Source organism: Hephaestia caeni, from assembly GCF_003550065.1.
GTDB classification, from domain to species: Bacteria; Pseudomonadota; Alphaproteobacteria; order Sphingomonadales; family Sphingomonadaceae; genus Sphingomonas; species Sphingomonas caeni_A.
The window spans coordinates 504630-531626 of record NZ_QXDC01000003.1; the positions used below are offsets into that span (position 1 = coordinate 504630).

Annotated in this window: 24 protein-coding genes; 13 read left to right on the forward strand and 11 right to left on the reverse strand. The window is 66.0% G+C overall.

Translation table 11 applies throughout. The annotated features are described in order from the left end of the window. The first annotated feature begins 1 nt into the window (after position 1). Entirely contained in the window at positions 2–871 is an 870-nt protein-coding gene (locus DFR49_RS10760; protein WP_119035739.1) for a 3-hydroxyacyl-CoA dehydrogenase NAD-binding domain-containing protein, read from the forward strand. Here DFR49_RS10760 and DFR49_RS10765 read toward each other — a convergent pair. Continuing rightward, the gene (locus DFR49_RS10765; protein ID WP_119035740.1) at positions 838–1503 is read right to left on the reverse strand and encodes a TMEM175 family protein; all 666 of its coding nucleotides are present in this window, start codon (positions 1501–1503) and stop codon (positions 838–840) included. The genes DFR49_RS10760 and DFR49_RS10765 overlap by 34 nt on opposite strands. A 13-nt stretch (positions 1504–1516) precedes the next feature. Then, the gene (locus DFR49_RS10770) at positions 1517–2779 is read right to left on the reverse strand and encodes a NupC/NupG family nucleoside CNT transporter (protein ID WP_119035741.1); all 1263 of its coding nucleotides are present in this window, start codon (positions 2777–2779) and stop codon (positions 1517–1519) included. 279 nt (positions 2780–3058) lie between these two features. Here DFR49_RS10770 and DFR49_RS10775 point away from each other — a divergent pair, with 279 nt between their 5' ends. The 7 genes from DFR49_RS10775 (at position 3059) to DFR49_RS10805 (ending at position 7743) form a co-directional block, all read left to right on the forward strand. Next, on the forward strand, positions 3059–3754 hold the full coding sequence (locus tag DFR49_RS10775) for a queuosine precursor transporter (protein WP_119035742.1): 696 nt from the start codon (positions 3059–3061) through the stop codon (positions 3752–3754). Between the two features lie 22 nt (positions 3755–3776). Beyond that, positions 3777–4676: an acetylglutamate kinase gene (gene argB / locus DFR49_RS10780; RefSeq protein WP_119035743.1), complete on the forward strand. Its 900-nt coding sequence runs from the start codon at positions 3777–3779 to the stop codon at positions 4674–4676. A 79-nt stretch (positions 4677–4755) separates the two neighbouring features. Next, on the forward strand, positions 4756–5061 hold the full coding sequence (locus DFR49_RS10785) for a YggT family protein (RefSeq protein WP_245968370.1): 306 nt from the start codon (positions 4756–4758) through the stop codon (positions 5059–5061). After that, positions 5058–5360, forward strand: coding sequence for a DUF167 domain-containing protein (locus DFR49_RS10790; RefSeq protein WP_245968372.1), 303 nt, complete (start codon positions 5058–5060; stop codon positions 5358–5360). The genes DFR49_RS10785 and DFR49_RS10790 overlap by 4 nt, the downstream gene beginning before the upstream one ends. Further along, a complete protein-coding gene (gene folD, locus DFR49_RS10795; protein ID WP_119035745.1) occupies positions 5357–6235 on the forward strand; it encodes a bifunctional methylenetetrahydrofolate dehydrogenase/methenyltetrahydrofolate cyclohydrolase FolD in 879 nt (292 codons plus the stop codon). Before DFR49_RS10790 ends, folD begins: the two co-directional genes overlap by 4 nt. Next, the gene (locus tag DFR49_RS10800) at positions 6232–6873 is read left to right on the forward strand and encodes a MarC family protein (RefSeq protein ID WP_119035746.1); all 642 of its coding nucleotides are present in this window, start codon (positions 6232–6234) and stop codon (positions 6871–6873) included. Before folD ends, DFR49_RS10800 begins: the two co-directional genes overlap by 4 nt. Before the next feature lie 81 nt (positions 6874–6954). Then, complete coding sequence (locus tag DFR49_RS10805) at positions 6955–7743, forward strand: DUF2189 domain-containing protein (protein WP_119035747.1); 789 nt, start codon at positions 6955–6957, stop codon at positions 7741–7743. A gap of 1 nt (position 7744) precedes the next feature. Here DFR49_RS10805 and murA read toward each other — a convergent pair whose 3' ends face one another. The 4 genes from murA to ung form a co-directional block, all read right to left on the reverse strand. Then, entirely contained in the window at positions 7745–9028 is a 1284-nt protein-coding gene (murA, locus tag DFR49_RS10810; protein ID WP_119035748.1) for a UDP-N-acetylglucosamine 1-carboxyvinyltransferase, read from the reverse strand. Positions 9029–9093: 65 nt separating this feature from the next. Continuing rightward, positions 9094–9429 carry an ATP-dependent Clp protease adapter ClpS gene (clpS, locus tag DFR49_RS10815; RefSeq protein WP_119036376.1) on the reverse strand — a complete coding sequence of 112 codons (336 nt, stop codon included), beginning with the start codon at positions 9427–9429 and terminating at the stop codon, positions 9094–9096. 184 nt (positions 9430–9613) lie between these two features. Continuing rightward, positions 9614–10237 (reverse strand): phasin family protein, encoded by a 624-nt coding sequence (locus tag DFR49_RS10820; protein WP_119035749.1) that lies wholly within the window; start codon positions 10235–10237, stop codon positions 9614–9616. Positions 10238–10459: 222 nt separating this feature from the next. Then, the gene (gene ung / locus DFR49_RS10825; RefSeq protein ID WP_245968373.1) at positions 10460–11164 is read right to left on the reverse strand and encodes a uracil-DNA glycosylase; all 705 of its coding nucleotides are present in this window, start codon (positions 11162–11164) and stop codon (positions 10460–10462) included. 127 nt (positions 11165–11291) lie between these two features. Between ung and DFR49_RS10830 the strand changes: the two genes are divergently transcribed. Both DFR49_RS10830 and DFR49_RS10835 read left to right on the forward strand, forming a co-directional pair. Continuing rightward, positions 11292–11849 carry a carbohydrate binding domain-containing protein gene (locus DFR49_RS10830; RefSeq protein WP_119035751.1) on the forward strand — a complete coding sequence of 186 codons (558 nt, stop codon included), beginning with the start codon at positions 11292–11294 and terminating at the stop codon, positions 11847–11849. Between the two features lie 133 nt (positions 11850–11982). Further along, the gene (locus DFR49_RS10835) at positions 11983–12624 is read left to right on the forward strand and encodes a YbhB/YbcL family Raf kinase inhibitor-like protein (protein WP_119035752.1); all 642 of its coding nucleotides are present in this window, start codon (positions 11983–11985) and stop codon (positions 12622–12624) included. A gap of 453 nt (positions 12625–13077) precedes the next feature. Here DFR49_RS10835 and DFR49_RS10840 read toward each other — a convergent pair whose 3' ends face one another. Together DFR49_RS10840 and DFR49_RS10845 are read right to left on the reverse strand one after the other, a co-directional pair. Further along, positions 13078–14157 carry a GGDEF domain-containing protein gene (locus DFR49_RS10840; protein WP_245968375.1) on the reverse strand — a complete coding sequence of 360 codons (1080 nt, stop codon included), beginning with the start codon at positions 14155–14157 and terminating at the stop codon, positions 13078–13080. 72 nt (positions 14158–14229) lie between these two features. Continuing rightward, the gene (locus tag DFR49_RS10845) at positions 14230–14787 is read right to left on the reverse strand and encodes a peroxiredoxin (protein WP_119035753.1); all 558 of its coding nucleotides are present in this window, start codon (positions 14785–14787) and stop codon (positions 14230–14232) included. A 184-nt stretch (positions 14788–14971) separates the two neighbouring features. Here DFR49_RS10845 and hisN point away from each other — a divergent pair, with 184 nt between their 5' ends. Then, positions 14972–15763 carry a histidinol-phosphatase gene (gene hisN / locus DFR49_RS10850; RefSeq protein ID WP_119035754.1) on the forward strand — a complete coding sequence of 264 codons (792 nt, stop codon included), beginning with the start codon at positions 14972–14974 and terminating at the stop codon, positions 15761–15763. 84 nt (positions 15764–15847) lie between these two features. On the opposite strand, the gene DFR49_RS10855 is transcribed toward hisN, so the two are convergent. Continuing rightward, positions 15848–16150, reverse strand: coding sequence for a hypothetical protein (locus DFR49_RS10855; protein ID WP_119035755.1), 303 nt, complete (start codon positions 16148–16150; stop codon positions 15848–15850). An 18-nt stretch (positions 16151–16168) separates the two neighbouring features. Beyond that, on the reverse strand, positions 16169–19024 hold the full coding sequence (locus DFR49_RS10860; protein WP_119035756.1) for a M16 family metallopeptidase: 2856 nt from the start codon (positions 19022–19024) through the stop codon (positions 16169–16171). A gap of 159 nt (positions 19025–19183) precedes the next feature. On the opposite strand from DFR49_RS10860, the gene DFR49_RS10865 reads away from it, so the two are divergent. Next, positions 19184–20824: a M28 family metallopeptidase gene (locus tag DFR49_RS10865; RefSeq protein WP_119035757.1), complete on the forward strand. Its 1641-nt coding sequence runs from the start codon at positions 19184–19186 to the stop codon at positions 20822–20824. A 175-nt stretch (positions 20825–20999) separates the two neighbouring features. Continuing rightward, a complete protein-coding gene (clpB, locus tag DFR49_RS10870; protein ID WP_119035758.1) occupies positions 21000–23579 on the forward strand; it encodes an ATP-dependent chaperone ClpB in 2580 nt (859 codons plus the stop codon). Between the two features lie 289 nt (positions 23580–23868). Here the strand turns inward: clpB and DFR49_RS10875 are convergent, their stop codons facing one another. Beyond that, complete coding sequence (locus tag DFR49_RS10875) at positions 23869–26973, reverse strand: TonB-dependent receptor (protein WP_170151001.1); 3105 nt, start codon at positions 26971–26973, stop codon at positions 23869–23871. Positions 26974–26997 lie beyond the last annotated feature (24 nt).

Sequence of the window (26997 nt, forward strand, 5' to 3'; positions counted from 1 at the left end):
GATGCAGGCAGTCGGCGTGATCGGGGCGGGGCAGATGGGCGCTGGCATCGCGCAGGTATCCGCGCAGGCGGGGTATCGCGTGCTCCTCACCGATGTCTCCAGGGAACGCGCCGAGGCGGGCAAGGCGGGGATCGCGAAGCAACTCGGACGGCTGGTCGAGAAGGAAAAGATCGACGCGCAGACGCGTGACGCCACACTTGCCCGAATCGAGCCGATCGACGGCGTTGCCGGCATGTCGACCTGCGGGCTGGTGATCGAAGCCGCGACCGAGCGCGAGGAGATCAAGCGATCGATCTTCGAGGCCGTCGGCAAGGTGCTGGGCCATCAGGCGGTGCTGGCGTCGAACACCTCGTCGATCCCGATCACACGGCTGGCGCAGGCGGCGCCCGATCCCAAGCGTTTCATCGGCGTGCATTTCTTCAACCCCGTGCCGGTGATGGGGCTGATCGAGGTGATCCGCGGACTCGCTACCGCGGACGAGACCGTGAAGATCATCGAGACCTATGCCGCCGCGCTGGGCAAGCGCGTGGTCCATGCCAACGATGCGCCGGGCTTCATCGTCAACCGCGTGCTGATGCCGATGCTCAACGAGGCGTGCTTCGCGCTCGGCGAGGGCGTGGCGACGATTGCCGATATCGACGCGGCGTGCCAATTGGGGCTCAACCACCCGATGGGGCCGTTCACGCTCGCCGATTTCATCGGGCTCGATACGTGTCTGGAGATCACCAAGGTGCTGTTCCACGGCACCGGCGATCCCAAGTTCCGCCCCGCGCCGCTGCTCGTCAAATATGTCGACGCGGGCTGGTACGGCCGCAAGACCGGGCGGGGCTTCTACGATTATTCGGGCGACGCGCCGGTTCCGACGCGCTGAGCCGCGGCGGCGCGCGCGGCACGTCGATCGAGCAGCTTCCGCCAGAGCGGGATGGTGACCAGCGCCGCTTCGGCAAGCGCCGGAATCGGCGAGACGATCGCGACCAGCACCGCCGTCGCTGCGCCGAGCACGACGGCAAGCCCGCGCCGGCGGATCGTCTCGGCGCGGCCCGGCGACAGCACCGGGCTGACGACCGGCGGGGCGAGCACCACGCGCTGCAGGTTCATGTTGAGGAATCCGGTGACGAGCAGCCAGCCGCAATAGACCGCCACCGGCACGCGCGCGTTCGGATTGGCGCTGACGAACGCGGTGAAGAAGGGCATCGCCGCGATCGCGCACAGTATCAGCAGGTTGGGGAAGACCAGCCGGTCGCTCCAGCGTACTGCGCAGGCGAAGGCGCGGTGATGCCCCGCCCAGAAGGCGCCGATCACGAAGAAGCTGATCAGGAAGCCGACGAAATTGGGGATGAGATAGGCGAGCGCCTGGACATAATCGAGCGCGCCGGCACCGCGCTCAAGCTCGGGCACGTGAATTTCGATGATGAGCAGCGTGATTGCGATCGCGAATACCGCGTCCGAAAAGAAGATCAGCCGTTCGATCGTATGTTCGGGTTCGGGTTGTTCGGCGCTCATCGCGTTCCCTTTCCTACTGGATCAACAACCCCGCCAGCGCCGCCGACATCAGGTTGGCGAGGCTCCCCGCGATCAGCGCGCGGATACCGAGCTTCGCGATCATCGGGCGTTGGTTGGGCGCCAGTCCCCCCGTCACCGCCATCTGGATCGCGATCGACGAGAAGTTGGCGAAACCGCAAAGCGCAAAGGTGACGATCGCGACGGTGCGCGGGCTGAGCGTATCCTGCACCTTGCCGAGATCGATGTACGCGACGAATTCGTTGAGCACGATCTTCTCGCCGAAGAAGCCGCCCGCCGCGCCCGCCTCGTGCCAGGGGATGTTGAGCAGGAACATCACCGGCTTGAAGACCATGCCGAGCAGCCCCTGAAACGTCAGTCCCGGAAGCCCCACCAGATTGCCGACCCCGGTGAGGAGCCCGTTGGCAAGTGCCACCAGCGCGACGAAGGCCAGCACCATCGCCCCCACCGCAACCGCGAGCTTGACCCCTGTCTGCGCGCCTTGCGCGGCGGCCATGATGATGTTGGCGGGCTTTTCCTCATCGTGCGTGGCATCGGCGAGCGCGATTTTTTCATCCTCTGGATGGTCGCCCAGCGGCAGTTCGCCGTCGCTATCGGCGGGTGTGTCGGGCATGATGATCTTGGCCATCAGGATGCCGCCGGGCGCCGCCATGAACGAGGCGGCGAGCAGATAATCGATGCGGATGCCCATCGAGGCATAGGCCGCGAGGATCGTGCCAGCGACCCCCGCCATCCCGCTGGTCATCACCGTGAACAATTGCGCCGGAGTGAGGCTGGCGAGATAGGGCCGGATGACGAGCGGTGATTCGCTTTGCCCGACGAAGATGTTCGCCGCCGCGCACAGCGATTCGACCTTCGAGACACCGATCACTTTTTCGATCGCCCCGCCGATCCAGCGCACGACGAGTTGCATGATGCCGAGATAATAGAGAATCGACACCAGGCTGGCGAAGAAGATGATCACGGGCAGCGCCGCGATCGCGAAGCTGTTGCCACCGATCTCGGGCGATGCGAGCGGGCCGAAGATGAAATCCACCCCCGCCTTGGCGTAGCCGAGCAGGTTGGAGACCCCGCCCGACAGGAAAGCGAGCACCGATTTGCCCCAGGGCACGTAGAGCACCAGCACCGCGATTCCCGCCTGGAGCGCGAAGGCGGCGCCGACGACACGCAGGCGGATCGCACGGCGGTTGGTCGACAGCGCGAACGCGAGGCCGAGGATCACCAGGATGCCTGCGATGCCGATCAGGATTCGTGTCATGGAAGGTGCTTGCCCGCGCTTGATAATCGACCGACACGCGGCCCCCCGGCTGCGCGGGCGACGACCATACACGGCGCACGCGCCTCCGCCAGCCCCGACGTTGATCTGCGCCGATTTCGCGTTACAGCTTGGAGCGAACGACCAAAACCGCTCGTGCTGAGCTTGTCGAAGCACCGTTCTTTTCTCCTTGCGTGCGGGCACGAGGGAAGAACGGCCCTTCGACAAGCTCAGGGCGAACGGACGGGGACGTATCGCCTTTTCCACTTTTCGGCCGACCGCATGAACCATCCCACCCCCGCGATCCCGCGATCGCTTTTCGCTTTCTCGATCTTCTATGGCGGCATGGTCTGCATCGCGGGCGTGCTCGGCAACAAGCAGGTGTCGCTGGGGCCGGTATCGGAGCTGGGCAATCTGATCGGCATCGGCCCGCTGGCGGTCGAGGCGGGGATCTTCGCGTTCCTGCTGCTCGTCGTCACGTCGAGCGCGGTTGCCGAGTTGCATGGGCGCGCGATCGCCAACCGGCTGGTGCTGATTGGTTTCGTGCCGCTGATCGTGTCGATCATCCTGTCTGTGATCGTCCACGCGCTGCCCGCCTCACCGGCGATGCGCCCCGAGAATCGCGAGGCGATCCAGCTCATCCTCGGCGGCACCTGGCGCATCTGGACCGGGGGCATCGTAGCTTACGGGATTTCGCAGACGCTCAATGTCACGATCTTCTCGGCGCTCAAGGGCAAGGAGGGCAGCCGGCTGCTGTGGCTGCGCGCCGCGCTGGCGAGCATCCTGAGCCAGATCGTCGATACCTTGCTGTTCGTCACGATCGCGTTCGCGGGCGTGTTCCCGATCGGTGCGCTTCTCGTCGGGCAGATGCTCGCCAAGGTGGTGCTGTCCGCAGTGCTGGTGGCGCCGGTGATCTATCTCTTCGTCGCGATCGGGCGGCGGCTCGATCGGGCGCCCGCCAAGCTTCCGCTAGCGTGACGGCCACGCTATGGGAGCGCGCATGACCGACCATACGCCCTCCGCCGCCTTGCTCGCCAAGGCCGAGACGCTCACCGAGGCGCTGCCCTATCTTCAGCGCTATGCGGGCGAGACCTTCGTGGTGAAATATGGCGGCCACGCGATGGGCGATCCCGAGGCGCAGCGCGACTTCGCCGAGGACGTGGTGCTGTTGAAGGCGGTCGGGATCAACCCGGTCGTGGTCCACGGCGGCGGGCCGCAGATCGGCGCGATGCTCAAGCGGCTGGGGGTCGAATCGCAGTTCGTCGGCGGCCTGCGCGTCACCGACGCCGCCACCGCCGAAGTCGCGGAGATGGTGCTCGCGGGCAAGATCAACAAGGAGATCGTCGGCTGGATCGCGGCGCTAGGCGGGCGCGCGGTGGGGCTGTCGGGCAAGGACGCCAACCTCGTCATCGCCGAGAAGGTGCAGCGCACCGAAGCCGACCCCAATTCGGGGATCGAACGGCATGTCGATCTGGGCTTCGTCGGCGATCCGGTGACGGTCGATCCGCGCATCCTGACCAACCTTGCCGCGGACAATTTCATCCCTGTGGTGGCGCCGGTGGCGCTGGGCGCGGACGGCGCGACCTACAATATCAACGCCGACACGATGGCCGGCGCGATCGCGGGCGCGCTGGGGGCCAAGCGCTTCTTCCTGTTGACCGACGTCGCCGGCGTGCTCGACAAGGCAGGAGAGCTGCTGACCGATCTCGACGAGGCGAAGATCGCCGCGCTCAAGGCCGACGGCACGATTTCGGGCGGGATGATCCCCAAGGTCGATACCTGCGTTGCCGCGATCGAGGCGGGGGTGGAGGCCGCGGTGATCCTCGACGGGCGGATTCCGCACGGGATGCTGCTCGAAATCTTCACTCGCCGCGGCGCGGGCACCTTGATCGGGAAATAGGTTTGCGCCTGACAGGGGTTGTTGCCCCGCGCTGCTTTCCTGTAACGATCCCCCGTTCCTCATGTCTGCGGAGGCCCGCTTGATCGCCGTTTTTCAGATCCTGACGATTCTGCTCAACGTCCTGTGGTGGATCATCATCGTCCAGGCGATCATGTCCTGGCTGATCGGGTTCAACGTCATCAACCTGCACAACGATCTCGTCCGTTCGGTGTGGTACGCGCTCGAGAAGATCACCGATCCGATCTATCGCCCGATCCGCAAGATCATGCCCGATTTCGGCGCACTCGACCTGTCGCCGCTGGTCGTGCTGCTGATCATCTACATCTTGCAGGCGGTGGTGCTGCCCAATCTCGCGATGTCGCTGATCGCGCCCGTCACCTATTGAGCGGCTGGCGCGCGACCGATTCGGGGATCAGCCTTGCAGTGCGCGTCACGCCGCGCGCCTCGCGTGACGGCTGGGGCACGCACGGGCCCGATCATTTCGGCATCCGCATCGCCGCGCCGCCGGTGGAGGGCGCCGCCAACGCACGGCTGATCGCGTTCGTCGCCAAGGCGTTCAAGGTCGCGAAACGCGACGTGACGCTGATCGGCGGCGACACCGGGCGGCTGAAGCGGCTGGCGATCACCGGCGATCCCGACACGCTGGCGGGAATCGCCGCGAGCCTTTATGGGGCGCAGACATGACGGCTGACATCATCGACGGAAAGGCGTTCGCGCTTGGCTTGCGCGAGCGCGTGGGCAAGCAGGCAGCGGCGTTCACCGCCAGGACCGGGCGCCAGCCGGGGCTCGCGGTGGTGCTCGTCGGCGACGACCCGGCCTCGTCGGTCTATGTCCGATCGAAGGGTAAGGCGACCGCGGCAGCGGGGATGCAGGGGTTCGAGCATCGTCTGCCCGCCGCCACCAGCCAGGCCGACCTGATCGCCTTGGTCGATACACTCAACGCCGATCCCGCCGTCGACGGCATCCTCGTCCAATTGCCGCTGCCCGGCCATATCGACGAACGCGCGATCATCACCCGGATCGACCCCGACAAGGATGTCGACGGCTTCCACCCCGTCAATGCCGGGCGGCTGGCGACCGGGCTCGACGGCTTCGTGCCGTGCACGCCGTTGGGTTGCCTGATGCTGCTCAGGCACCAGCTCGGCGATCTTTCGGGCAAGGAGGCGGTGGTCGTCGGGCGATCGAACATCGTCGGCAAGCCGATGGCAGCGCTACTGGTGAAGGAAAGCTGCACCGTCACGGTCGCGCATTCGCGCACCCACGACCTCGCCGGCGTGATCCACCGTGCCGATATTGTCGTCGCCGCGGTCGGCGTGCCGCGACTCGTCAAGGGAGAGTGGATCAAGCCGGGTGCGGTCGTGATCGACGTCGGCATCAACCGCACCGAGGACGGGTTGGTCGGCGATGTCGATTTCGATGGTGCCGTAAGCCATACGGCCGCAATCACACCAGTGCCGGGCGGGGTCGGCCCGATGACGATCGCGTGCCTGATGCGCAACACTCTGGTGTCGGCGTGCCGGCGCGAGGGTGTGGCGTACGACGCGAACGCGCTGGGATGAGCATCGCCGCGCTCACCGAATTGTTCGTCTCGGCGCTGATCACTTTTTTCGTCGTCATCGATCCGCCGGGCTGCGCGCCGATCTATGCCGGGCTGACGGCGGGGGCGAGCCCGGCGCACGCGCGCGCGATGGCGTTGCGCGCGGTCGGCGTCGCGGCGCTGATCCTGTTCGTCTTCGCGCTGTTCGGGCACGACATCCTCGACGCGCTCGGCATCAGCCTCGACAGTTTCCGCATCGCCGGCGGGATCATGCTGTTCCTGATCGCGCTCGAGATGGTGTTCGAGAAGCGCACGCAGCGGCGCGAAGATCGCGCGCAGAAGATCATCGACACCCCCGAGGTGGAGGACGTTTCGATCTTCCCGATGGCGATGCCGATGATCGCCGGGCCGGGATCGATCGCGAGCGTGATGCTGCTGATGTCGCAGGGGCACGGCGTGTCGCACACGCTGGTGATTCTCGCCGCGATGGCCTTGATCCTGCTGCTCACGCTCGCCGCATTGCTGCTTGCCGGGCCGCTGATGCGGATCCTGGGGCAGAAGATCGAGGCGGTGATCACGCGATTGCTGGGGGTGCTGCTGGCCGCGTTGGCCGCGCAATTCGTCATCGACGGCCTGATCGCGAGCTTCGGCGGCGCCTGAGCGGCCGTGCCCCTCGCGCCGACGCGCGAAAAGGTGTATGGTCATATCCAGAGGGCGGACTGGGCTTCGGGAGAGGCACCGATGACGACGCTCACCCAATCGACTCCCGACATCAGGCCGGCGGAGGCGCGCATCCGCCGAATCGACGCGGCGGACCTGCGCTGGGCGCTGCGCGAAGGCTGGAACGATTTCCGATCGATGCGCGGCGATATCTTGTTCGCGGCCTTGCTTTATCCGCTGATCGGGCTGATCGCGGCGGCGCTCACCTTCGATACGCGGCTGCTGCCGCTGTTCTTCCCGCTGGTCGCCGGGCTGTCGATCCTCGGGCCGATCGTGTCGTCGGGATTCTACGAACTGGCGCGGCGCCGCGAGGAAGGGCTCGAGGCGAACTGGACCCATTTCCTCGATCCGATCCGCGAGCGCCGCCGCGGGATCGTCGAACTGACGATCTGGCTGCTGGTGCTGTTCCTGATCTGGCTCGGGGTCGCATGGCTCGTCTACGATCTGACGCTAGGCGCGCTGGCGCCGACCGATCTCGGCAGCTTCCTCTCGGCGCTGTTCACCACGCGCGAGGGCTGGATGATGATCGTGCTCGGCAATCTCGCTGGCGCGCTGCTCGCCGCTGGCACGCTGGCGACGACGCTGGTCGCGGCGCCGATGGTGGTCGACAAGGCGGTCGAAGCCGATAGCGCGATCGCGGTTTCGCTGCGCGCGACGCGGGCCAATGCTGGGGCGGTCGCGCGCTGGGGGATGATCGTCGCCGCGCTGCTCGTGATCGGCGCAATCCCCATCTTCATCGGGCTGGCGGTGGTGCTGCCCGTGCTCGGATACGCCACCTGGCACCTGTATACGCGCCTGGTGGAGCGATGAGTCAGCCGTCGCTGACGCGCTCGATATCGGCGCCGACCGCGGAAAGCTTCTCCTCGAGCCGTTCATAGCCGCGATCGAGATGGTAGACGCGCTGGACGTGCGTCTCGCCCTCGGCGGCGAGCCCGGCGAGGATCAGGCTCATCGAGGCGCGCAGGTCGGTCGCCATCACCGGCGCGCCGACCAGTCTGTCGACGCCACGCACCACTGCGGTGCGGCCGCGCACCTGAATATCGGCGCCCATCCGCGCCAACTCCGGCACGTGCATGTAGCGGTTTTCGAAAATCGTCTCGGTGAGCACGCTCGCGCCATCGGCCTTGCACAGCATCGCCATGAATTGCGCCTGCATGTCGGTCGCGAAGCCCGGATAGGGCGCGGTCGACAGCGTCAGCGGGCCCAGGCCGTTGGTCGCCTCGACGCGGACCCCCTGCTCGTACTCGATGATCGTCACGCCGGCCTCGACAAGCGCCTGGAGTGTCGCGCGCATATCGCCCGCGTGCGCACCGACCAGATCGAGGCTGCCGCCGGTGATCGCGGCGGCACAGGCATAACTGCCCGCCTCGATGCGATCGGGCATGACGCTGTAAGTCGCGCCGTGGAGCCGATCGCGGCCCTCGACCTCGAGCGTCTCGCTACCGATCCCGCCGATCGACGCGCCCATCGCGACGAGCAGATTGCACAGATCGACGATCTCGGGCTCGCGCGCCGCATTTTCGATGCGGCTGCCGCCCTTGGCAGTGACGGCGGCCATCAGTGCGTTCTCGGTCGCGCCGACCGAGACGACGGGGAAGGTGACGCAGCCGCCCGGCAACCGCCCGCCCGGCGCGCTCGCCTTGACATAGCCCGCGGCCAGCTCGATCTCGGCACCCATCTCCTCGAGCGCCTTCAAATGAAGATCGATCGGCCGGTTGCCGATCGCGCAGCCGCCCGGCAGCGACACCGTCGCCTCGCCCGCACGGCCGACCAACGGGCCAAGCACGAGGATCGAGGCGCGCATCTTGCGGACGATGTCATAGGGCGCCTCGGTCGCGGTGAGGCGGCCGGCACGGATCGTCATCACGCGCCCGAAATCCTCAGGCCGCGCGCCCTCGATCTGGGTCGAGGCGCCGAGTTGGTTGAGCAGATGCCCGAAACTGTCGACGTCGGCGAGGCGCGGCAGGTTCCTGAGCGTCACCGGCTCGTCGGTGAGCAGCGCGCACGGCATCAGCGTCAGCGCGGCATTCTTGGCACCCGAAATGGGAAGGCGGCCCTGGAGGCGATTGCCCCCGCGAATGAGGATGCGGTCCATCGACGCGCTTTAGAGCCTGTCCCGCCCAGCGGCAATAATCGTGATGGGCACGCCCCGGCCGCGATTCACGCCTTTTCGAGCGTGCATTGCAGTGGGTGCTGGTTCTCGCGTGCGAAATCCATCACCTGGCCGACCTTGGTCTCGGCAACCTCATAGGTGAACACGCCGCACACCCCCACCCCGCGCTGATGGACGTGGAGCATCACCCGCGTCGCTTCCTCGATCGACATGCGGAAGAAGCGCTGGAGGCACAGGACGACGAATTCCATCGGCGTGTAGTCGTCGTTGAGCATCAGCACGCGATATGGCGTCGGATGGCGTGTCCGCGTGAGCGTGCGCGTGGCGAGCCCGGTGCCGGTGCCACCATTCTCGTCATCGTCGTCGTCGGGCGGCGAGGCCATCGCCCGGGGGATGTTGGGATTGTCGATCATGCCAGGCTGAAAATATGGCAACCGATCCCGCAAGGGCAAGGGGCTGCGCGCCACGTTCACCTTCTTTCGACACCGCCGACAAAAAGCGCGGCCGCCGATCGGCAGCCGCGCTTATCGGGTTCGATCCACCACGTTGGTGGATGCGGGCCTGGCTTCAGGCGCTGAGCTTGATCTTCTCGGCCGCAACCGCGGCGCGGTTCGACAGCGGCTGGGCGACGTCGCCGGCGAGCTTGAGCACCGCCTCGGTCTTCTTCGAGGTTTCGGCAACGACCGCATCGAACGCCGAGCGGACATAATCGCTCTGGAGCTTGAAGAATTCGGCCGGCGACTTGACGGCGGCGAACTGCTTCAGCGTCGCGGTCGCGTCCTCGAACGACTTGCGGCCGTATTCGGCGCTGTCCTGGCCGAGCGCTTCGAAGCCCTTGGCGGCGATCTTCGACGATTCGACGATCGCCTCGATATTGCCCTTGGCGAAATCATTGGCTTCGTCGAACAGCTTCGTGCCCTTCTCGACCGCGGCCTTGGCGCGATCGTTGAAGTCGGCGAACAGGGTCTGGGCCTGGGCGGTGGTCTTCTTCACGGTGTCTTCCATCGGTTCGGGTTCCTTGTCAGCGGCCGCGCTCGCGGCGAATGCAGATGATTCGTTGATCGTCGCGGCAACCGGGGGGAGCGATGTCGCCGGCGCGGCCACGGGACGCTTTTTGGGCGCCGACGCAGGCTTCGCGACCGGACGGGGTGCGGCGGCGGTCTGCTTGGACGGGGTATCCTTGCGGGCCATCGGGCCTCCTTCTCATCGATTGCTGCATTGCACAATAAGCGAGTCGCGCATCGATTTCAAGAGAATTTTGTGCGTTGCACCATGTTGGATATTGATCCACTTCCGTGGGAGGCGGCGCCGGCCCGCTCCCCCGCCCCACCTCCCCTTCAGTATACGGCCGTTGGGGGACGAGGTGGGGGAGCGGGCGGGCGCCGCCCTTGTTTCAGTGCAACTGAAACAATCTCAGCCGACGCTTGGCAGTGCCCAATCGATCGGCGGCTGGCCGGTCGCTTCGAGGAAGGCGTTGACCTTCGAGAAATGGCGGCAGCCGAAGAAGCCGTTATGTGCCGAGAGCGGCGACGGGTGCGCCGCCTTGAGCACGAGATGCCGGCCACCGCGATCGACCGATTCGACGAACGCCGCCTTCTTCTGCGCGTAGCTGCCCCACAGCAGGAACGCGACCGGGGTCTCGCGCGCGTTGACCAGCCGGATGATGGCGTCGGTGAAGCGTTCCCAGCCTCGCCCCTGGTGCGAGGCGGCGTTGCCTGCCTGGACGGTCAGCACCGAATTGAGCAGCAGCACCCCCTGCCCGGCCCAATGTTCGAGAAAGCCGTGGCGCGCGGGCGCGATGCCGAGATCGGCGTGAAGTTCCTTGTAGATGTTGACGAGGCTGGGCGGCACACGGACGCCCGGCCTGACCGAAAAGCACAGCCCATGTGCCTGGCCGGGACCGTGATACGGATCCTGCCCCAGGATCACGACGCGAACGCGCTCGATCGGCGTCAGGTCGAGCGCGCGGAACCACTCGGCCCCGCGCGGGAAGATGCGGCGGCCTGCCGCCTTCTCGGCGACGAGGAATTGCTTGAGTGCCGCCATATAGGGCTGCTCGAATTCGCCCGCGAGCGGCGCGAGCCAGCTTGGATGCAGGTTGATGGCCGATCCCGTCACCCCGGTGGCATGTCCGAATTGCGCCCGTGATGTCAACGCGTGCCGGCGCGCTTGACCACCCCGGCACGCGGCCATAGCCTCGTGTCTCGGCCGCGCCGCAAGAGCGCGCCGAACCGAGGGGGTGCCCATGAACATCACGCTCGTCATGCTGGCGGCGCCGATCGCATTGATCGCGGCCGCGCTGCCCGCGCAGGATCAGGCCGGCGACATCGCCGACAAGATCATCAACAACCCGAATCCGCAGGCCTTTCAGGTCTTCAACGCGCCCGAACCCGCGCGGGTGGTGGCCGACAAGACCGTGCAGGGCGGCCATGCGCTGCGCGTCAAAATTCCCGGCGCCGACGCGAAGGCGTGGACGATCTCGCTCTCCGACCCGATCGAGAAACCAGTGAAAAAGGGGGACAAGCTGGTGCTCGCCTTCTACGCGCGCGCCACGAAGAGCGAGGCCGCCGACGGCGGGGCGCACCTGCCCAACAACGGCGTCCAGCTCGCCAGGGAACCCTATACCGGGATTTTCGGCGGGCCTGTCGACATCACCCCCGAATGGAAGATGTACGACCTGCAAGGCGTCGCCGATCGCGATTATGCGGCGGGCGAGCTGTCGGTCTCGATGCATCTCGCGTCGGGCAAACAGACGCTCGAATTCGGGCCGATCTTCGTGCTCGACCTCGGCCCGACATCCTAATCGCCGGAATCATCGGCGATCGCGATCTCTCTCGCCGCCACGAACGCACCCCCGGCGATCGCGCTGCGTACTTGGAGCCGCCGGGCCGATGTGCTTCATTGGCGCCGGTCGCTGCCCGCGGAGATCCGGTCTCATGCTCGAACATATTCCCCGTTGGCTCGGCACGGCGATGCGGGGAATGCGCGCGGGCGCGGACAAGCTTGCAATCGTCCAGCTTACCAACGGGATCGAGGTCGGCACGATCGATCTGATGAGCCCCGCCTTCGCCAACGAAGGACGCCTGCCGCCGCGCTTCACCGCCGACGGCGCGGGGCTGTCGCCACCGCTCGTGTGGGGCACGCTGCCGCCGAAGACCGCGGCGATCGCGCTGATCGTCGAAGATGCCGACGCGCCGACGCCGGCGCCGCTCGTCCATGCGATCGTATGGGATCTGCCGCCCGACGAGCACCGGATTGCCGAAGGGGCGATCGCGGCCGATGGCGCGGGCGAAGCGGATGGCCGCGATGTCGGCCGGCATTCGTTCTTCGGAGAGGGCTGGCTACCGCCCGATCCGCCGACCGGGCACGGCGAGCATCGCTATGCGTTCCAGCTTTTCGCGCTGGACGACGATACGCCCGACCCCGGCGAAACGCCGCGCCGCGCCGCGCTCGTCAAGGCGATGCGCGGGCATGTGCTGGCGGCGGGCTTGCTGATCGGCACCTATTCGCGCGGCGATACGAAGCCGGCCGGCAAGGCGCGCACGGCGGCGGCGTTGCGCACCGCGGGCGGCATCTAGGATCGGGATTCATTAATGGCGCGAACGACGCCGGTTTGCGCGGGGTGGTCAGCCGACCGCGCCGCCGATCGTGGCCCCCTGGCCGACGATCAGAAGGATCGTCGTCGCGAACGAGGCGAGCGCGATCAGGAAACTGCGCATGCGAGGAACTCCTTTGACGCGCGTGTGGCGCGTCGTCCCGATCAGGCGATCGGAACGACGGGCACGGCGGCGCTGATCATCAGCGCGGCGACGACGAGCGCACCGACCATCGAGATGGCGAAGCGCTGGGCGGATTCGAAACGGAAAGCCATGATATCTCTTCCTTGCCTGGGCCGATCGGACCACCCGATCGGTGATGCCCAATCCACCGCAAGGGGTGTGCCAATTTTCTAAGTTGTTGAAATTACGTCGCACGTAAAGCCACGCACCGCGGCATTAGCGCCATATACCAAATGAGCCGCGTGAAATTCGCTATCTATCGGCGATATCTGCCGCCGCAGCGCGGATGCAGTTCCTGCCATCGGCCTTGGCGGCATAGAGCAGGCGATCCGCGCGGCCGAGCACGGTGCCGAGCGTCTCTCCGACCGCGGCCAGCGTGAGCCCCGCCGAGAAGGTGATCACGCCGAGCGGCGCATCGCTTTCGCGCAGCCGATACCGCTTGCTCGACACCGACGCGCGCGCGCGTTCGAGCAGTTCCTCGGCACAGGCAAGCGACACGCCGGTGAACAGAACCGCGAATTCCTCGCCGCCGTACCGCGCGACGAGATGATCGACGCAGATGTCGTCGAGCGCGGTGCCGATCGCGCGCAACACGCGATCGCCCACAGCATGGCCGAAACGATCGTTGACCTGCTTGAAATGATCGATGTCGCACATCGCGAGGCAGATCGCCGGATCGGCGTCCGTAGGGATCGCATAGCGCTCCTCGAGCACGCGCCGGTTGGGAAGCTGGGTCAGCGGATCGCGCTGAGCATCGGCGCGCGCTTCGTCGAGTTCGCGCCGCAGCACCTGCGCCTCGCGCGTCGCATCGTCGAGCCGCGCTTCGACCACGCGCGTCCGCGCGACCATCGCGCGTGCGACCGCGACGATCTCACTTACCGGGCTGATATCGCGCGCGTCGCTGATCGCGTCCGCCCCGGCGGCGATCGAAGTGGCGAACGCATTCGCCTCGGCCTGAACCGTGCGGACGATATGTTCGACACCCTCGATCTGTGTCTGCGCGCGCGCGACCCATTTTTCGCCGGCCGCCGATGGCGCGCATGCCTCGCCGACCGATTCGCCGAGCGAGGCGATGTCCGACAAGGTGAGCCGTACGCCGCCATCGACGAGCCCATTGACCGCGCGCGCGAGCGGCCCCTGAGGCTCGCTCAGCACCCGATAGACGAAATTATAGGTGATCGGATCGGTGCCGAGCCGGTGATTGTCGAGAAAGGCCCCGATCCGTTCGAACAGATGGCGCGCTGTCTCGCCCGGTACATCGCCGGGCGACGCCATGTCGCCCGACCGGTCAGCCGGCTGATCCCGCTCGCTCTCCGATACGTGCGATGCCATTCTCGCCCCCAACCCGGCACCATGACGCCCAATCGCTAAAATCTCGTAACATCAACAAATTATCGCCGGATTCTACCCATGATGCGTCGCGCGCCATGCCTTGACCGCGGCGAGCGTGCCGCTGATGTGCCCCTCCGGCGCGGAATCGGAATGCGCGTAAATGATCTTGCCGTCGGGCGCGATGACATAGCTCGTCCGGCTGGTGATCTGGCGCGGCGCCGATCCGTTGATCGATACCTTCTTGCCGATATCGACATCATAGCCCGCGACCACGCGCGGCCCCGCGCTCGCGACCGCGAACTTGCCCGCGCATTTCTGCGTCGAGAATTTGGCGAGCGTCTCGACCGTGTCGGCCGACATGCCGATCACCGTCGCCCCGGCCGCGGTGAAATCGTCGACCCGCTCTGCAAAGGCATGTGCCTCCGCGTTGCAGCCCGACGTGAACGCAGCGGGAAAGAAATAGAGCACGACCGGCCCCTTCTTGAGCTGATCGGCAAGGTGAATCGTGACGACCTTGCCCGCGATCGCACCGCGCGTCGTGAAATCGGGCGCGTGTGCGCCCGTATCGAGCGCGGCATCCGCAGGAACGGCGAGCATGAAGGCGGCCAGCGCCGCAATGGCAATACGCATCGGTTCTCCTCCCCAGCGAGCCCCTGCTTCAGGTTACTCCGTGGCCGCGTCTTGTTCAATCACCTCCCGAAGCGATTGGATAAAAACGACGTCATGACGGCTGGCCCGTGCGCGGTGGATGGACAGGCGGCACCATTCGGCCACCGCCATTGCCGTTTGGAGGCGCGGACCTTAGGGCGATCCGATGCGTGTTGCCGACGACGATATCGCCTTCGCCCACCGCCTCGCCGACGCGGCGGGCCTGGCGATCCGCCCCTATTTCCGCGCGCCGCACGGGCTCGAGATCAAATCCGACGAATCGCCGGTGACGCTCGCCGATCGCGCCGCCGAGCAGGCGATGCGCGCGTTGATCGAGGCCGAGCGCCCCGAAGACGGCATCGTCGGCGAGGAATTCGGCGTGCGTGCGGGCACGAACGGGCGGCAATGGGTGCTCGATCCGATCGACGGCACCCGTGCCTTCATCTCGGGGCGGCCGATCTTCGGCACGCTGATCGCACTGGTCGTCGAGCGCTGGCCGATGATCGGGGTGATCGACCAGCCGATCGCGCGCGAGCGCTGGACCGGCGCCGTCGGGCGCGCGACCACCTTCAACGGCGCGCCGGCAACGACGCGAGCGTGCGCGACGCTTGGCGATGCGCTGCTCGCCACCACCTCACCGGCGTTGTTCGACGATGGCCAACTCCACGCTTTCGAGCATCTCGACGCGGCCGCCCGCAGCACCGTGCTGGGCGGCGATTGCTACAATTACGCCTGCGTCGCCAGCGGCTGGCTCGATGTCGTGGTCGAGGCCGGGCTCAAGCTCCACGATTTCGCGGCGCTGGCCCCGATCGTCGAGGGCGCGGGCGGGCGGATGTGCGACTGGCAGGGCGATCCGCTGACCGCCGACAGCCCGGGCGAGGTGATCGCCGCGGGCGATCCGGCGCGGGTCGACGAGATCATCGAGCTGCTCGCCTGTCGCGGCCACAGCCACGGCTGACGTCTCCATCCGCCCCGTCGCCTGCGAAAAGGCCCGCCACCGCTTTCGGGACGGGCCTTGCCGTTATCGTCGATAGCACGCGCGTCAGCTTACGCGCGTGCCCGTCATCGGAAAGCTGCCGAACGCGCCCGCGCCGACCGTGCCGGTGAGCGTGTCGCCGTCGATCGTCGCTTCGCAGTCGAGCGTCATCGGCATCGGCACCGTCATGTTCATTTTCCAGGCGAGCTTGTTGCCGTCGACCGTTCCGTCGGTGATATCGGCCGATCCGAGGCTGCCCGTATTGGTGCCGGTGAAGGTGGTGCCGTCGCTCTTGACGGTGAGCGTCGATTTCTGGTCGCCCAGCGGCGATTTGGTGACGCAATCCCAGGTGCCGTCGACTTCCGCCATTGAAGGTCTCTCCTGCTTTTACTGGCCGCCCGGCGCGACCGGTGCCTTGACGACCTCGACCGGCAGACCGAGGCTGTCAAGCTGGGGTTTCACCTTGGCGGCGTCGCCGACCACGACCCACACGAGCTTGTCGGGGTCGAGAACCTTGCGTGCCGCAGCGTCGAGCTGCCCGATCGTGAGCCCACGGAAGCGCCCGGCAAGCGTCGCATAATAATCGTCCGGACGGTCGTACAACTCGATATTCTGCATCGCGCCGAGCACGTCGCTCGAGGTTTCGAAGCTGCCGGCAAGCTCGCGAATCGTTCCCGTCACGGTGCGATCGAACTCGGTCTGTGTAATTCCCTGATCGGTGAGGAAGCTTTTCAGATCGTGCCGGAGCGCGGTGATCGCGGGGCCGGTCTTGTCCGCCTGGACGGGCGCGTTGATGATATAGGGCGCGGCGTATTCCAACGTCTGGAAGCGGCCGCTCGCGCCGTACGACCAGCCTTTCGCCTCACGCAGATCCATGTTGATCCGCGACAGGAAATTGCCGCCCAGCGTGTCGTTGGCGGCATTATAGGCGAGCATGTCGTCGGTGCCCTTGAGCCCCGTCAGCGCGCCGGCGCGGATCAGCGATTGCGGCGAATCAGGCCGGTCGATCAGCACGATCCTGGGTGCCGATTGCGTCGCGGGGGCCGCGAAATCCTTTTTACCGGGTGTGCCGGGCATCGTCCACGCGCCAAAACGCTGGTCGAGCGCGGCCTTGACCGTCGCCAGCGGTTCGGAGCTGACGACGAAGATCGTCGCCTTGTCGGGGCGCAGCCACGCCTGTTGGAACGCGATCAGATCATCGCGTGTCAGCTTGGCGACCGCCGCCGGATCGCCCGCGCCCTGCTGCTTGGCATACGGGCTCGTGGCGCCGAAGACGAGCGGCGGTAGCGCGCGCGCGGCCAACCCCTGCGGGCTGGTCATCTCCTGCGCGATGCCGGCGAGCTGCTGGCCCTTGACGCGCTCGACCTCGGCGGGGGCAAAGGCGGGGTTCTTGACCACGTCGGCGAGCAGATCGAGCGACGGCGCCAGATTCGCGCTTGGCGTATAGATGCCGACATAAGTGCGATCCGCATCCGCGCCGGTCGAAATGTCGGCACCGAGCCGCTCCTGCGCTTCGGCGAGCCGGGTGGCATCCAGCGCCTTGGTGCCCTCGTCCATCATGCCGAGCGTCAGCGCCTGCGTGCCGAGCGCGGTCGCGGGATCGGCCGCGGCGCCGGCGTCGAAGCTGATCGTCGCCAGCGTGATCGGCACCGCGTCGCGATGCGCGTAGACCAGGCCGATTCCGTTCGCGAGCCTGGCATGCTCGATCGTGGGGAAGACCAGATCGGCGACCTTGCCGACCGCCGGCAGCGGGCCGCGGTTGCCCTTGACGGTCTCCGTATCGGCATCGGCCTTCGCGGCGGTTTCGGCTGGGATCTTCGCGGTCGGCGTCGCCTCTTGATAGGCGTCGCGCGCGCCGGGCGCGATCGTCAGCGCATAGGTCGGGCGTGACAGCCATTTATCGGCGACCGCCTTCACATTGGCAGGCGTCTGCGCGGCGAGATTCTCCAGATCCTTCTTGTAGGCGCCGGGATCGTCCGAATAGAGTTCACCCTGCGCCAGCGCGACCGCCTTGCCGCCGAAGCCGCCGACCGATTCGAGCCCCGAGATCGTTTCCGACACCTGCTTGGTGACGACGCGCCTGACTTCATCCTCGGTCGGGCCGGTCTTCAGGAAATCGGCGATGATCTGATCGATGCGCTTGCCCACCACATCGGCATCGGCGCCGGGGCGCACGATCACCTGGATCACGAAGATGCCGAGCTGCGCGAGCGACTGGTTGTAGGCGCTGACCTGGACTGCGAGCTTTTCCTTGCGCACGAGCTGATCGGTGAGGCGCGACGAATCGAGCCCGCCGAGCACGCCGGCCGCGACATCGAGCGCCGCCATGTCCTTGCTGTTAACGCCGGGCACCGCCCACATGCGGGTGAGCATCGTCGCGGCGACGCGATCCTTCATCACCTCGTCCTTGCGCGCGGGCAGCGTCGGGATCGGGGCGTCGGGCAGCACGTTCTGCGGCCCGCGCGGAATATCGCCGAAATATTTCTGGACCTTGGCCTTGGCGGTCGCGAGATCGATATCGCCCGCAAGCACGAGCACCGCGTTGTTCGGCCCGTAATGATCGTGGAACCATTGCTTGACGTCGGCGAGGCTCGCCGCGTCGAGATCGGCCATCGAGCCGATCGTGGTGTGGCCGTAGGGATGCGTCGCGGGAAACAGCCCCTCGACCTGCTTGTAGCGGAACAGGCCGTAGGGCTGGTTGTCGCCCTGCCGCTTCTCGTTCTGGACGACGCCGCGCTGCTCGTCGAGCACTGCCTGGGTGATCGCGCCGGTGAGGTGGCCCATCCGGTCGCTTTCGAGGAACAGCGCGCGATCGAGCGCGGGGGTGGGCACCGTCTCGAAATAATTGGTGCGGTCGAAGCTGGTCGTGCCGTTGTAATCGGTCGCGCCGACTTCCTTCAAAGGCTTGAAGAAATCGCCCGGCGCATTCTCCGATCCGTTGAACATCAGATGCTCGAACAGGTGCGCGAAGCCGGTCTTGCCCTTGGGCTCCTCCTTCGAGCCGACATCGTACCACACCGACACCGCGACGATCGGCGCCTTGCGATCGGTGTGGACGATGACGCGCAGGCCGTTGGCGAGCGTGAACTGCTCGTAGGGAATATCGACTTCCGCAACGAGTTCGGAGACGGGGGCGGCGGCATCGGCGGTCGCGGCGGCCTGCGCGGCGGCGACCGGCGCGGCAACGGCGGGTAGCGAGAGCGCGCACAGCGCCGCGCCGCACAGGAAGAGCTTGGTTTTCATGAAAAGATATCCCCGGCGAACTGTGATGTAGTGAGGTGTAGCACCTGACCGACGCCGCGCAACCGCCCATCGCGACGGGGCCACGGCTCGACTGCCCTTGCGCTGTATGACGTGACCGTTACACCCGCTGGCAGCACCACAATATCGCCAAGGATCATCATGAAACGTCTCACCGCCCTGCTGCTCGCGTGCACCGCCGCGTCCGCGTTCGCGCAAACCCCGGACGCGCCCGCCTTCACCGCCGAGGGCGTGCGCGCGCATGTCGAATTCCTCGCCGACGACCTGCTCGAAGGCCGCGACATCGGCAGCCGCGGGCATGAGATCGCGGCACGCTATGTCGCCAGCGAGTTCGACGCGCTTGGGCTGAAGCCCGCGGGCGACGACGGCACCTGGTATCAGCGGATCACCTTCCAGAAGACCAGCCCGGGCGAGACGCCCGCCACGCTCACGGTCACCGGTCCCGGTGGGGCGCACGATTTCGCGCAAGGGGAGGATGTGATCATCAGCCCCAATGCGCTCGAGCGGGCGGTGGATCTGACGGCGCCGCTGGTCTTCGTCGGCTACGGCATCGACGACGACACCGTCGGGATCGACGATTACAAGGGCCTCGACGTCAGCGGGAAGATCGTCGTCGCGCTGGCGGGCTATCCCGACGGCATCGCCAGCGAGGTGGGCGCACACCTCAACTCGACCAAGACCGAGACCGCACAAGCGCACGGCGCGATCGGGTTCCTGACGCTGCCAACGATCGCGCGGATGAAGATCCGGCCGTGGGACATGATGCGCCATTATGCCGACGGCGCGCGCTACACCTGGGTCTCGCCCGACGGCACGCCCTTCGTCGAGGCGCCGAAGATCCGCGGCCAGGGCACGCTCAACACGCCCGCTGCGCAAGCGATCTTCGCCGGCGCGAAGCGCTCGCTCGACGCGGTGCTCGCCGAGGCGGACAAGAAGGGCGCCCGGCCCAAGGGCTTCGCGCTCAAGACCACGGCCCATATCCGATCGAGCAGTACCGCCGAGACGATCACCAGCCCCAATGTCGCGGCGATCCTGCCGGGCAGCGATCCCAGCCTGAAGAACCAGTATGTCGTGCTGTCCGCGCATCTCGACCATATCGGGATCGCCGACCCCAAGCCCGGCGATGCACCCGACAAGGACCGGATCAACAACGGCGCGCTCGATAATGCCGCGGGCATCTCGACGATGCTCGAGGTTGCGCGCGCCTTCGCCGAATCGAACGACAAACCGCGCCGCTCGATCGTCTTCCTCGCCTCGACCGGGGAGGAGAAGGGGCTGCTCGGCGCTGATTATTATGCCCAGAACCCGACAGTGCCGGCGGACGCGATCGTCGGCAATGTCGATCTCGACATGCCGCTGCTGCTCTACCCGTTCACCGACGTGATCGCGTTCGGCGCCGATCATTCGACGTTGGGGCCGCTGGTCGCCAAGGCGGTACAGCCGATGGGGGTGACGCTGATCCCCGATCCGATGCCCGAACAGGGGATTTTCGTCCGCTCGGATCACTATATGTTCGTCAAGCAGGGCGTGCCCGCGGTATTCCTCGCCACCGGCTACGGCAATGGCGGTGAAGAGGCGTGGAAGACTTTCCTATCGGGCAACTACCACCATCCCGGCGACGACATGCACCAGAAGATCGATTGGCAGGCCGGCGCGCGCTTTGCCGAGGCCAATTACCGCATCACCCGCGCGATGGCCGACGGCGACACCCCGCCGCTTTGGTACAAGGGCGATTATTTCGGGAACCTGTTCGCGCCGGATGCGATGAAGGCGGGGAAGTAGGCGGTCGATTACCCGAACCGTCACCCCGGACTTGTTCCGGGGTCCAACGCGCCTCAAGCGGGGACGCTCGTGGAGGGTTGGATGCCGGAATAAATCCGGCATGACGGAACGGGTTCGTGGCTTGTGTTGCATAATCGCAACACTATCTGAGCGGTGACAACCAACAGGGGACAGCATGAACCTCGAAAAATTCACCGATCGCGCCAAGGGCTTCCTGCAATCGGCGCAAACCGTCGCGATTCGGCTGAATCATCAGCAGATCGCGGCGGAACATCTGCTCAAGGCGTTGCTCGAGGATGAGCAGGGCATGGCCGCCGGGCTGATCAAGGCGGCGGGCGGCGACGCGCGCAAGGCGGCGAGCGAGACCGATCTCGCGCTCTCCAAAATCCCGGCGGTGTCGGGATCGGGGGCGCAGCAATCGCCGGGGCTCAACAACGATGCGGTGCGCGTGCTCGATTCCGCTGAGCAGATCGCGCAGAAAGCGGGCGACAGCTACGTCACCGTCGAGCGGCTGCTGGTCGCGCTGGCGCTGTCGCTCAACACCCCTGCGGGCAAGGCACTCAAGGCCGCGGGCGCGACCCCGGAGGCCCTCAACGCCGCGATCAACGACCTGCGCGGCGGCCGCACCGCCGACACCGCGTCGGCCGAGGATCGCTACGACGCGCTCAAGAAGTTCGCGCGCGATCTGACCGAGGATGCACGCAGCGGCAAGCTCGACCCCGTCATCGGCCGCGACGAAGAAATCCGCCGCACGATCCAGATCCTCGCGCGGCGCACCAAGAACAATCCCGTCCTGATCGGCGAGCCCGGCGTCGGCAAGACCGCGATCGCCGAGGGGCTGGCGCTGCGCATCGCCAATGGCGACGTGCCCGATACGCTGAAGGATCGCCAATTGATGGCGCTCGACATGGGATCGCTGATCGCGGGCGCCAAATACCGCGGCGAGTTCGAGGAGCGGCTCAAGGGCGTGCTCGACGAGGTCAAGGCCGGCGACGGCAGCATCATCCTGTTCATCGACGAGATGCACACGCTGATCGGCGCGGGCAAAGGCGAAGGCGCGATGGATGCGTCGAACCTCCTCAAGCCGGCGCTCGCGCGCGGCGAACTGCACTGCGTCGGCGCGACCACGCTCGACGAATATCGCAAGCATGTCGAGAAGGATCCGGCGTTGCAGCGGCGTTTCCAGCCGGTGTTCGTCGGTGAGCCGACGGTTGAGGATACGATCTCGATCCTGCGCGGGCTGAAGGAGAAATACGAGTTGCACCACGGCGTGCGGATCACCGACGGCGCGCTCGTCAGCGCGGCGACGCTCTCCAACCGCTACATCACCGATCGCTTCCTGCCCGACAAGGCGATCGACCTGATGGACGAGGCCGCGAGCCGCATCCGCATGGAGGTGGAGAGCAAGCCCGAGGAGATCGAAACCCTCGACCGCCGGATCATCCAATTGAAGATCGAGCGCGAGGCGTTGAAGCGCGAAAGCGATCAGGCGTCGCAAGACCGGCTCGAACGCCTCGAGGCCGACCTCGCCAATCTCGAACAGCAATCGACCGAACTGACGACGCGCTGGCAGGCCGAGAAGGACAAGATCGCGGGCGCGGCCAAGCTCAAGGAGCGGCTCGACGCGGCCCGGCTCGAACTCGATCAGGCGCAGCGCGGCGGCGATCTCGCACGCGCGGGCGAGCTTTCCTACGGCACCATCCCCCAGCTCCAGAAGCAGCTCGCCGAGGCCGAGGGCGCGACCAAGGGCGCAATGCTGCGCGAGGAAGTGACCGACGACGACATCGCCGCGGTGGTCAGCCGCTGGACGGGAATCCCCGTCGATCGGATGCTAAAGGGCGAGCGCGAGAAATTGCTCGCGATGGAGGAAGCACTCGGCAAGCGCGTGATCGGCCAGGCCGATGCGGTGCGCGCGGTCTCGACCGCGGTGCGGCGCGCACGCGCGGGGTTGCAAGATCCCAACCGGCCGCTGGGCTCGTTCCTGTTCCTCGGGCCGACCGGCGTCGGCAAGACCGAGCTGACCAAGGCGCTCGCGCGGTTCCTGTTCGACGACGACAACGCGATGGTCCGCATCGACATGAGCGAGTTCATGGAGAAGCACGCCGTCGCGCGGCTGATCGGCGCGCCGCCGGGCTATGTCGGCTATGAGGAAGGCGGCGTGCTGACCGAGGCGGTGCGCCGGCGGCCGTATCAGGTGGTGCTGTTCGACGAGGTCGAAAAGGCGCATGGCGACGTGTTCAACGTGCTCCTCCAGGTGCTCGATGACGGTCGGCTGACCGACGGCCAGGGCCGGACGGTCGATTTCTCGAACACGCTCATCATCCTGACCTCGAATCTCGGCAGCCAGTATCTGGCGACGATGAGTGACGACCAGCCGGTCGCGGATGTGGAACCGCAAGTGATGGAGGTGGTGCGCAGCCATTTCCGCCCCGAATTCCTCAACCGGCTCGACGAGATCATCCTGTTCCATCGGCTGGGGCAGGATCATATGGGGCCGATCGTCGACATCCAGGTGGGCCGCGTCGGCAAGCTGCTTGCCGACCGCAAGATCGCAATCGACCTGACCGACGCCGCGCGAGCGTGGCTGGGGCGGGTCGGCTATGATCCCGTCTATGGCGCGCGGCCGCTGAAACGCGCGGTCCAGCGCTACCTACAGGATCCGCTCGCCGACCTGATCCTGCGCGGCGAGGTCAAGGATGGCGCGACCGTCAAGGTCGACGAGGGCGATGGGAAGCTGGAGTTGAGCGTCGCTTAGAATACGATGACCTTTACGTTGATCCGTTCGCCCCTGGATCACGTCCGGGGATGAACGGGTTTGGCGAGTGGTTCGACGTAAAGTCATCAGACTCCAAGGTCGGGAGCGCTCAGGTTCGGGCGCAACCGCCGGTCTCGGCTCGTTGGCGGATCGGTCGCTGGCCGGCGGAACCGGTCGGCGCAATTCCGGCCGATCGAATTGATCGCTACGTGCGCTCACGCCGCGGGGGTAACAAAAAAGGGGCCGGCGATGCCGGCCCCTTTCCGTTGTGCGATGGTCGATCGGATGATCAGAAGCCAACCGCGAGTTCGATACGCACCGAACGCGGCGCCTGGAACCCTGTGACCCGGCCATAATCGGCACGCGGGGCGCCCGAAGAGGCCGTACCCACCTCGGCGAAGTCGAGCTTCGCATCCTGATTGAAGACGTTGAACACCGAGATGTTCAGCGTGCCGTCGAACGTGTCGGTCGGCAGGCGGAACCCGACGCTGAGATCGAGCTGGGTCAGCCAGTCGCTCTCGAACGCGGTACCGCGGCGAACGAGCGAACGGTCCCCGCCGACCGTCGGATCGGTCACGACACTGCCGTCGCTGTCGAGCACGCAGAAGTGCCCGGCCGCGCCATAGGCATAGCCGTAATCGAAGCTCGCGCCCGAACGGATGAGCGCCGGGCTCGACACCGACGAGGCAACCGTGCCGAGGCAGCCGAACTTGCGCGGCGCGATCGCGATGACCGTCGCGCCGAGCTGCATCCAGTCGAACACCTTGTACGATCCGAACGCCTTGAACTGATGGCGGCGATCGTTGGGCAGATAGCCGTAGCTGCCGAGCATCAGGCTGGGGAAGTCGAAATCGGTGCTCAGGCCCGAGTCGGTCTGGCCGTTGTCCGATTTCACGCCACCTTCGATGTTACCGAGGTTCTTGGAATAGGTGTACGACCCCTTGAGGCCCCACACGCCATCGAACTCACGCTCGAAGTCGATCGTCACCGCCTCGTATTTGCGCTTGGCGGACGGGTAGCCGAGCTGATCCGCGGTCAGCGAGATCGGATCGAAACTGCCGTCGAGGGCGAAGGTCGGCGTGATCGTGATGCCCTTGCCCGGATTGAGGAGCGCATATTGCGCGGCACCGAAATAATTGCCGCCACCGCAATCGACGACACCGTTCGCCGCGCAATAGGTCAGGATGCCCTGATCGATCGCGGCATCCTCCAGCGACGCATTGAGCTTGCGATAGGTGCCGTAGACGCCGATCTTCCAGTGATCGCCGAAGCGCTGCTCGGCACCAAGGATATATTCATCGACCGACTGGTTTTCGAGATTGGCGGCGACGACGCTGTCGAGCGGCGCGATCGAGCCGTCGTTGCGCAGCACGCAGTTGTTGCCCCCGCCTTCCGGGCAGGTCGCGTTCGCGATCGGCGCGCCGAGCATCGGCGTATTGTCCGAGTTGAGACCGTTCAGGACATAGAGCCGATCGTAATCCATCTCCGACCCGCCGAGGCGAATGTTGGTGTTGGTCGCGATCGGCAGGTAATAGCGGCCGAACGAGCCGTAGACCTTGGTGCGCCCGTCGCCGAACGGATCGAGCGTGACGCCGATGCGCGGCTGCCAATTGTCGCCCGAATCGTAATAGACCTGGCCCGCGACATTCTTGTTCTCGAACCGATCGTTGCGCGCCCCGATCTTGAGCGAGAGCCGATCGTTGAACAGCGACCAGCTATCCTCGATGTAATAGGCCTCGTTCTTGCTCTTGAAGATGCCGCCATTGCGATAGGTGCGGGCGCTCACATAATCGGTACCCGCCGGCACACCAAAAGTATCCGAATCGCTACCCGCGATATAGGTGTAGGCAACACCACCGGTATAGGTCACCGTGTTGTTGCTGATCAGATTCTCGCGATCGAAACCAGCCTTGACGTGGTGGCGGCCGAACAGATTGAAATACAGATCGACGTCAGCACGATAGAATTCGCGCTCATCTTCCTGGAACTGGATTGCATTGACCGGATTGCCGATCGAGCGAGACGTGCCGCTGCGCTGATCCAGAATGAGCGGATAGGAGTTATTCGACGAGACGGCGTTGTCGCGATTCTTGTTCTTGCCGTAGGCTGCCGAGATAGTCAGCCAGTCGGTGAACTGGCCGGTATAGCGGCCAACAAAGTTCTCGCCGCCATATTCGAACACCTGCGTGCTGGAATACGGTCCGGACATATTCGTATCCGGATTGTAGGCATTGTAGATGTTACGAGTCGTAGAACCCGACGTGTTGAAATAGGTGAACTCAAGACGCTGGCCGTCGACGATCACCGCATCGATCTTGCCCGCGTAGAAGGGCGACGACGTGCGATCGGCGTAGCTGAACGTCCCCCGGACATCCTGAAGCTCGCCCGTCGGGCCGAAGACCGGGCTCGTCGAGCCGAACTTCGAGGTGACGTTGCGGGTATTGTACAGGCCGTAGAAGAACAGGTGATCCTTGATGATCGGGCCCGACAATTGGGCGACCATCTCGCGACGCTCGTCCTGATCGTAATCATTGTCCGAGAACAGCGTGTTGGGCGCGTTCGAGTTGAGGTCGTCCGGCTCCCAGGTGAACTTGACGCTGCCGTGGAATTCGTTCGAGCCCGACTTGGTGGTCGCGTTGACGAACGCGCCGGTCGCGCGACCGAATTCGGCCGGGTAGCCGCCGTTCTTGATGTCGACCGTCTCATAGAAATCGAACGGCACCGTGACCGAGCCGAGGCCCTGGCGGAAATCGGTGATGTTGAGGCCGTTGATGTAGAAGACGTTCTCCGACACCGACGAACCGACCGCGGAAGCGAGATTGCCGAAAGCGCTGTCGCCCTGGGCGGTGCCCGGCGCAAGCAGGATCACCGAGGTGAGATTGCGGCCGATCGGAACGCGCTCCGAAAGCTCGGCGACGTTGATGACCGCGCCCGTCGTGGTCTGATCGAAGTCGGCGACCTCGATGCGGCCCGCGGTGACGACGATGTCGCCGCTCGATTCAGCCGCTTCGGACACCAGCGCGAACTGGTTCGCAGCGCCCGACTGGTTCAGCAGGACGCCGGCTTCGGTGTAGGTCTGGAAGCCGGGCGCGGACACCGCAAAGGTATACGAGCCGGGCGGGATCTGCGCGATACGATACGCACCCGAGCTGTTGGTCGTCACCGTGCGGGTGAAACCCTGATCGTCCGAGGTGACCGCGACCGTCGCACCAGCAACCGGACCGCCGTTGACCGACACGACGCGACCCGAGGCGGTAACGTTGGTATAATCCTGCGCGGAAGCCGGCGCGGCCAGGGCGGCGCTGATCGTGAAGCCGGCACCCAGCAGCGCGAGCGCATGCAGGGCCGAGCCGACGCGGAGCTTTTTCCGCGTGAAATGCGTGGTGGTGGTCACAGATAAATCCCTCGCTTGACCGGG